Below are 7,898 nucleotides of genomic sequence, written 5' to 3'. Positions count from 1 at the left end.
AATAAAATCGCGCCCTCCAATGGAGAACGCGATTTATTCCAGCTACGCTGTATGTCGACATCGTCAATTAAGCTTTCGAGCGACCACCGCCAACCGACCGTTTTCGGTCGAGTACTCGCAGGTGGACAATACAATGAGCTTGTCGCCATAACGGGGGGTGATCCCCGTTTCGTAAAGAGCAAGCTGTTTGATATTCCGAACATACGAATCGAACTCAGCGGGCGTATTTACCTTCTCGATCTGATAGTATTTAAATACATCATCCGATTTGCGATACACTTGTGACAGAATAACGGCGACAATCTCATACTCTTCCTGTTCGTAAAGCGTGCTGAACTGGAACGTGGCATGCTCCTTATAGAAGCTTTCTTTCTTATACTTCATCAAGTCCTTGAACATCCAGCCATTTTTCATATGATGTCCATGAATCAGCAATATGTCGGAACCATGGATCCGGCTGTGCTTGTCCAAAAAGGGGAGGCCGCCATTGCTCTTCTTCTTATCGAAATCATGCTCGAGATAATACTGCTCGTCTTGTAGATTCTGCATGACCGGGTACTCAATTCGGGTGCCGTCGATCTTGAGCCAACCGACGATGTCCGGGTTCCTCTCGTAGAGCTTTCGAAATTCGGGGAGCATGACCGGCTCGTTCGCTTTCATAATGAAAGGGGAGGGGAGCGCCTCCCCTTCTCCTTTGTCCGATTCTTCCCAAATTTGGGTCAGCTCATCGATTTTCCCCTGCTCGGCATAACCCTCCAGGAACGCTGTCGCTAACTTAACAAGGGAAAATACCAGCACAAGGAAGGAAACGGCGATAAGAACTTTTTTAATCTTGCTCATCTTCTTACCGCCTTTCCGTTTACTGAATTTGCTGCTTCTTCTTACCTGTGAATAAACAGAATCCAATTGTAAATAAGGACATCAGTGCCAGAACCATGTAGACGATAGGCGATGGGCCGTTGTCTCCCGTTTTCGGAGCATCGTCCAGCTCGTTACTTCCTTTGCCCGTATCCTTATCCGCTACATCGCCGTCATGACCAGCGCCGTTGTCCTCGCGATCCGTCACCTGATCGCTGTTGTTAGATCCGTTATCGATGTTGCCAGGCTGGCTCGGAACCGGGCTGACAGGGTCAGGATGAACAGGACCTGGATTCTCCGGTTCTGGAGCAGGGTTGACGGGACCTGGATTCTCTGGCTCTGGAGCAGGGCTGACAGGACCTGGGTTCTCCGGCTCTGGAGCAGGGTCGGCAGGACCTGGATTCTCTGGCTCTGGGGCCGGGCTAACAGGACCTGGATTCTCCGGCTCTGGGGCAGGATTGACAGGACCCGGTCCGCCGCCGGAAATGATCGGCTTCATTGGTACGTCGTATCTCACAATGTCATAATCGACAGAAATCGTATCACTTCTGTGCGTCTCGTATCCGTCCTTCGTGACGATCAGATAGTAATCTGCTTCAGGGAAGACCATGTACGCATAGAAGCCATTTGCGTCGCTATCCTGCTCTGGACTCTTGTTGTCGTGTGGCGGGAAATTCGGAACCGGAGGAAGTGTCACCTTCGTATCCGGAGTACGTCCTTTATCTCGATTCCGCTGCGTATCCGCATAATACAGGGTAACGATAGCTCCTTCAATTTTCTTGCCCGTGACGGCATCGCCTGTCGTTTCATCATACACCGTACCGTAAGGGTCGACTAACTCCTCGGAGATATTCAGCTCCCCGTTAGCCTTCACGTCCAGCTGCGTCACCTTGAAGAGCAGTTCCTCGCCCGTGTCAGCTAGATAGCGAACTTCCATCGTGTACTGCTGCGCTCTCAGCTCTTCGTCTTCTATGGAGAAGGTGCCGTTCGAAGCCAGCGGGAACGCCTTAGGGCGACCGTTCTCCTGAATATAATTGCCGTCCTTATCCTTCAAGTAGATGCGCATCTGACTGGTAAGCGAAGGATTGAACAGCTCGGTTGTTCCGTCCATCTGCTTGAACAGAACGATCCCTACGGCCGTAATATCCGCCGGCACGGTCTCGCCTGTCACACTGCTGTCCACATTTGCTTTTTGCGTGAACTCGATAGGCACATCTTTTCCGCCTACTGTATACACCTTCGTATACGTGATCGTGTAGTCGGTGTCCGCCTCGGCAGGGACGGAATATTCACCCTCCCCATTCGTCTGAATCGTCTGCTTCTCGCCTGTCTTCAGATTCGTAATCGTGATCGGTGCATTCGGAATGACTTCGCCTGTGTTGTTGTCACGCAGTACGCCTTCCAGATATGGGCGAATGTTGACAAAGTGCGCCTCAGCGTCTGATTTCTCCGGAATGGTGCCTGTGTGTTCGAAGCTTTCAGGCTTAGTCACATAGCCATCCTGCGTATAATCATCCTGGGTCACCGTGTACTTGAGATAAGTCGGGAGTCCTTCGATAACGAAAATCTGATCATCGGTAAGCTCGAAGGTGTCTCCGCTCGTGATCGTTCCTGTGCTGCCATCCGACTTCTCATAGGCATAGGATTTGTCCGCACCCTCGCCTGTGAAGGTGAGCGTGTACTTGAACGGCTTGGCCTTGTCGTTGTCTTTACCTTCAACTGTGTTGCTGATGATCAAGCCGCCTTCGATAACTCGCACGTTCGTGAACGGAGCAATTTCATCTTGGCCCACCATGACCCCGGTATAATACCGTTCTTTAGGCAGGGTCACGTATTCGTCCGTTGTGTAGTCCTTCTGCGTTACCGTGTATTTCAGATCCTTAGGCAGACCCACAATTTCCAATGTCTCTCCATCGGTAAGGGTGAAGGATTCGCCGGACTTGATCGTGCCCGTGCTACCGTCCGATTTCTCGTAAGTATAGCTTCCATCCTTGCCTGTATCCTCAAAGAGGACGGTATACTCGAACGTCTTCGTCTTGTCACCGCCGTTGCCCATGACCATGTTGCTGATCGTCAGCTTGTTCACGGTCCGTTCATTGGTGAAGTCCGCCTGGCGATCGACGCGCGCCATGACTCCCTCATTAGACCATTCAGGTGTAGTCGCGTAGCCGTCGTTCCGGTAATCCTCCTGAGTGATCGTATACTTCAAATTCTCTGGAAGATCCTGAATTGTAAAGGTCTCACCATCCGTGAGCTCGAACGTGTCACCGGACTTGATCGTGCCGGTCGTACCGTCTGAATGCTCGTAGTTGTACTCTTGACCCTTTCCTGTACCGTCAAAGGTCACCGTATACTTGAACGGCTTATCCAATTCTGCGCCATCCCCTGTAACGGTATTGCTGACGATCAGATTGCGAACGTATCGTTTGTTAACGAAGTCTGCCTTATGGTCACCTTGATTCACGATGGTACCGGACCATTCTCTCGTCTCCGGATCCGTCGTGTAACCATCAACGGTTGTATAATCATCCTCTGTAACCGTATAGATCAGGCCCGCAGGCAATGCAGGGAGCACCACAGATTGCCCATCTTTGAGGGTGATTCTGTCACCACTCTTGATTGTGCCATACGTATCATCCGGCTTCTTATAAGTGTACTCCCCATCCATACCTTCGCCGGTGAAGGTTACGGTGAACTCGAAATCCTTATCAGGATCGCTGCCGTTGCCTTCCACCTTATTGGTGATGGTGAGCTTGCCCTGGGCCGGTGTAGGCACGATCAGCGGATTGTTTGAATCCACCTTGATGCCGTCTACAAGGACAGGCTTGCCCGGCGCATCAATGATACGTACCCGGTATTCCGTAGTCGTAGGCAAGTAGGTTTCGAGATCGATATACGTTTGTTTGAGGACATAGTCCCCCGGCACCTGAATAATGAAATTCGTCTTGCCGTCCGTGCCCGTCTCTTTTTCCTCCAGCAGCTTGCCATCTATAGCCTGGGCTGGAGTACCGTCAGGATTAAACAACCTGAACTTTACTTTACTGAGCGGTGTTTTGCCGTCGGGGCCAACCTTCAAGAGATAGAGCAGACCATTCTCATTAGAGCTTCCCGCCACATCGTTCGTATCGAGCATAATACTGCTCTGTGCTTCGATCGGCGGAAGGGTATCGTCACCCATCAGCCGGATGGAATTCCCGGCCGCTCCAGGCTGCATGCCCTGGGATTCGGTCTGGTAAACGATCTGATAGAGCTTGTTAGGGTTTTCAAAATCAAACCTGAGCGTCGATCCCCCCGTTGCTGGGTCTGTACCCGCGGTGACCTTCACCTCACTATCCGGATCCGCAAGATTCAGCGGTCCTCCGTCACGCTCCAGCGTGCCATCCGGCTTCAGGTTGCCAGGATAAACAGCAATGTCTGAAGGTTCGAGAGATAGACTGCCATCTGGATTTGTGCGCAGCTTCAATCCGTTGGCAAGGGTATCCAGCAAATAGACACCTTGCTTCATCTCGAACGGTGGCGTGTAATTCACGGTCCATTCCTGTACACCAGCAACAGGCTTTTGTCCCGTCTTGCTTAGAGACTTCATAGGCACAATAATTCTGTGCTCTTCGGTGGCACTATACAGCTTGTCTCCCCATTTCATGGAGAACACAGCCTGATTCTTACCAGCATCATTATTGCCTAGATTATAGGTCGCAAGCGCGGCATTGGTTGGACGCGCCTTCACCAGAATGACGTAAGGACTCTCCAGCTTGGAGAAGGAGAAAGAACCTACATTGCCGTTCTTAGTGAAGCTCACCACGTGTCTTGGATCGCTCGGCTGAATGATCTCTGTTGCTTGTGCATATTGTCCATAACCACCGCCGCTTTGTCTTCCCAAGCCAGCGTTCCCATGATAACCTGTATTACCTTTATAAAGTCGATATGCTTCGCCGGGAGCATAATCTACAAATTCCCATCCGTCAGGCAATGTATCCACTAGCTTGATGTCGCTGGCTATGCGGACGCCGCCGTCTTTAGCCATCTCTTCTGTATTGAAGCCCGGCATGTTGACTGCCAGTCGGAAGGTGACTGTTCTATCTTTGCGGTCATAGCCTGCCAGAACGTAATTGTCACCACGGCTGTTGTCCAAATACAAATTCGGGTCATTGACGACAATCGGTCTCGTCCAAACACTGGCGCTCCAGTTGCTGTAGTTGCGGTTCCAATCGGCAGCTATGTTCCCTAGCGGATTGCCATTCTCATCAACTGCACTCGCATACAGCATCTCCTTGTTCAGCATTCGCACCCAATTCTTGACAGTAGCATCAGATCTGGCCTGATAACTGTCACCATCGAAGAGCAAGCCGCGATTGCTCCACGCACCTTTACTATCTTGACGGAACAGGTTGTCCGGATTGGTCGTGAATGTTTCGAATGAAACATCACCCCTTACTTCTCCTTTAAACCCAGTTACCTTGATAAGATCCGCGACCGGCTCACCATTTACTGTCAAGGTGATCACTTCACCAGTCAGCCCATTGCTCACGGTCAGCGAATTGTTACGATACTTTTGCCAGAGCTGCTTGTCGTCGATTTGACTCTTGATTGCATTCAAGGTCTCCGGCGATACATTCGGATTTGTATCCAGATGATCCAATACAGCAAGAGAATCACCATGAATCAGTAAATCATAGACAACCGGATTATCCAGATCGTACTGCAGTGTCAGACTAATCTTCCACTTCGCACCGGCTACGTTGTGCAGCGCGTACGCGAGGCTTGAGTCTGCTTCGGCTACTTTCGTGAAAGCATGTGCCCCGATGGTAACCCTCGAAATGTCCACAACGGAAGCAGGAGCGGTCCAACCGGTCGCATCATTGTTCTGAATGGCATCTCCTCCATCCATAACGTCCAATTCCCAGTTAGCGCGCGCCTTGTATTCAAAGGTTGACTTGCTGCTGTCTGACACCTTGGTTACAACGGTCAAATAGAGGGGGCCGTCCAAATCTCCGCCGATGGCGCCTGCGATATCGTACTCGCCTGCGGCATTGCGGGTAATTGGGGTAACTGCACCACTATCCCCGTTCTTATAAGTTGCCGACTCAAACTCTGTCCCGTCAGGCAGGATGTCTGTTATCTTAACATTCTGCAAGCCGGTTTTGGAGAGCACCCGGCCATTGCTAATTGCCCTGTTTACCTCAACATTCCAGGTAATAAGGGTATCGTTGCCGCTTCTGGAAGGCTTGCCGCTCACCACAATCCAGTTGGGACGCACAGCAACCCGATGCGTATTCGATGAAGCCTTCACATCGGTCTCATTGTCACCCAATAGCTTTGCGCTGTTGGTCACAGCAGTCCAGCCAGACGAATCCCATGCACCGTTCTTCTCATAGTAATACTTATCCTTGGGAATCCATGTTTGGAAGGTGATGGTCGCCATATTTCTAACGTTATCTACCGTCGATACATCTGGGAACTTATATGAAAGTGTGCGGTCAGCAGCATAGATTGGATCTGCCGCAACTCCATCTACATTGAAGGACCCAGGCACATATACACCGACATCCGCAAGCGGGTCAGAGAAGGTCAGTCCATCCAGCGGCATGGGAATTGTCTTATCGTCTGTGTCGGTAGCAGTCACTACCACCCGCCATGTAATGATGCCTTCTTGAAAATGGGCGGTGCTGATTTCACTGTTATCACCACCGTTGCTTGCCGACTTGACGTCAATGCTGTACTCCGGCACCAAATCAGAGTTTTGGAGCTTGTATCCATCTCCGAAAAGGGTCGTATCGCCGCCGCCGCCCGGACTCTGGTCCGCAGCCTTGGCAGCAGCGGAGAAGCCGATTTTGACGTCGCGTCTACTGCCGCCATATACCTCTGTGCCATCAAACGTAATTCTGATGGAATCGGTAAAAAACTGAACGGTTGCAATTTTCCGGTTGCCCTCGTTGATGGCTAAAGGGCCTGCAGGTGTCAAATTCACATCCGGAAAGTAGATCGCCTTATCCAGGATGGCATAATCCCCCTGCTGAATCACGCTTTCAGGCGGAGCATTGACATCGTCGCCTATAGTCGGCACCGCGATATTATCCAGCTCAAGGACAAAATCCTCCCGGCCGTTAATCTCGCCTCCAAGCGGAATCACAACCGCAGGGTTACCCTGCTTCACCGTGAGATTAAACGTCGGATTGGCGTTGGCCAACACCGCCGTCTTGTCGCCCGGCATGGCCGTTAGCGCAAAAGAGGACGGGACATCATACACTGCGTCAGTTACCGCTGGCGGTTCGACTGGCGCGTCGTTCACCGCATCAGGTACCGTCAGTGAGTCAGCCGCGTCAGGCGAACCGGATGCAACGTCCGCATATGTAGCAGCAGGAAATACCACTGTCTGCAAGAGAAGCAGGACTGCCAGACAGAAGGATATCGTAGCTTTACCTATACTGCGTTTTGGTTTCAATGCGAAAATCTCCTCACTCCTAAAATTTTGAGCAGAGGCCAGTCGCTGTGCCTCCTTTCCTTGGCCATCTCCACCACATCTAATATAATTTAGTAAAATTCGCCATATTGGTGGCGTCCCCGCCCATTATACCGTTGAGAACTATACAATTTCTCGACAATTCCCGACTACAAGCTCAAGTTAATGCGGGTCTAAAGCACTAATTATATATCGAAGGTCATGAAGAGTAGGTTCGCTTGTGATCTCCCTCAAATACAGAAAGATGCATAACAAAAGAGAACAGCCCGTAAGCTGTTCCCTTCTGCCATCTGCGTTAAAAGCAAGTAAACGAGCGAATCCGATTCAAATCGATGCCGAAGTACGCCCAGAAGAAACCGAACCATCTGAACCCTGCAACCGAAGTGCGCCCGACGAATACCGGGAAGAACCAGAATTGCTCACCATTGTTCAGCCATACGTATGTGTAGCGGAACAGGCAACCTCTGATCGCTCCAGGGTCAACGGCAAAAGGGGTAGCCTGCATTTGCGGTACAAATGGCGGCGGGGGAGCTGTCGGCATTTGAGCTCCTCCCGGTGTCCCCCCCGGAAGTCCTGGTGC

General features: G+C 51.2%; 3 protein-coding genes. All 3 read right to left on the bottom strand.

What is annotated here, in order from left to right; all coding sequences use genetic code 11:
- Nucleotides 1–63: 63 nt before the first annotated feature.
- A complete protein-coding gene (srtB, locus tag CHH67_RS18710) occupies nucleotides 64–840 on the bottom strand; it encodes a class B sortase (protein ID WP_095266754.1) in 777 nt (258 codons plus the stop codon).
- A 19-nt stretch (nucleotides 841–859) separates the two neighbouring features.
- Nucleotides 860–7,300, bottom strand: coding sequence for a DUF7601 domain-containing protein (locus CHH67_RS18705; RefSeq protein WP_095266753.1), 6,441 nt, complete (start codon nucleotides 7,298–7,300; stop codon nucleotides 860–862).
- 313 nt (nucleotides 7,301–7,613) lie between these two features.
- Nucleotides 7,614–7,898, bottom strand: a 285-nt coding sequence (locus CHH67_RS18700) for a collagen-like protein (RefSeq protein WP_144029280.1), incomplete at its 5' end; no start/stop codon positions are given.

It is taken from the genome of Paenibacillus campinasensis (assembly GCF_002272015.1).
GTDB lineage: Bacteria > Bacillota > Bacilli > Paenibacillales > Paenibacillaceae > Paenibacillus_AQ > Paenibacillus_AQ campinasensis.
This window is presented reverse-complemented; position numbering and strand designations above follow the sequence as displayed.